Below are 682 nucleotides of genomic sequence, written 5' to 3'. Positions count from 1 at the left end.
GCTGAAGACCCCGCAGTGGTGAACTTTCCACGAGGAGGCTGAGGCCGTGCCCGTGGAAAGCGGCGTGTTCTGCCTAAGCGGCGCTCAAGAATAACATTCGGTTTTAAGCAATGGGAATTTAGTTATGTCCTAGCCTTATTTTCATGCTCGGATATAAGCTGCACGTCGATCTACGAGTGCCTGGCTTGCATGGTCGAGATTACGAACATCTACCTGAATGCCGTATTCCCGATATTTCAGCACTAGCTTGTCCAATGCTCCTACAGCAGAATCATCCCATAATCTTGCTTCTTGGAAATCCAGGACGATATGCTTGGCATTTTCCTGCTTCGGATCAAAGGAAGTAAGGAAGTCGGTAACTGAAACGAAGAACAGCTGTCCTCTAACCATATAGACCTTTTGTTCTCCTTGTACCGTTTCTTTGACAACCACTTTTGATATTTTGGCTGCAAAGAACACAGCGCTCATCAATACTCCGATAATAACACCAACGGAGAGGTTATGCGTCCAAAGCACAGATGCTACTGTCACAATCATGACAGCTGCATCTGTCAGCGGCATCCGATGCAGATTACGCACCGATGACCAGTCAAACGTTCCGATACTGACCATGAACATGACCGCAACAAGTGCGCCCATAGGAATTTGAACCAAGACATCCTGGAAGACAATTATAAGCAGC

1 protein-coding gene is annotated in these 682 nt (G+C 47.1%); it reads right to left on the bottom strand.

All coding sequences use genetic code 11. The annotated features are described in order from the left end of the window. Positions 1-141: 141 nt before the first annotated feature. Positions 142-682, bottom strand: a 541-nt coding sequence (locus tag AE2B122_RS19275) for an STAS domain-containing protein (RefSeq protein WP_254593527.1), incomplete at its 5' end; no start/stop codon positions are given.

This window comes from Terribacillus sp. AE2B 122 (assembly GCF_902497585.1).
Lineage (GTDB): Bacteria > Bacillota > Bacilli > Bacillales > Amphibacillaceae > Terribacillus > Terribacillus saccharophilus_A.
The sequence above is the reverse complement of the archived record's forward strand: the minus strand, read 5'-3'. Positions and strand labels throughout refer to the sequence as shown.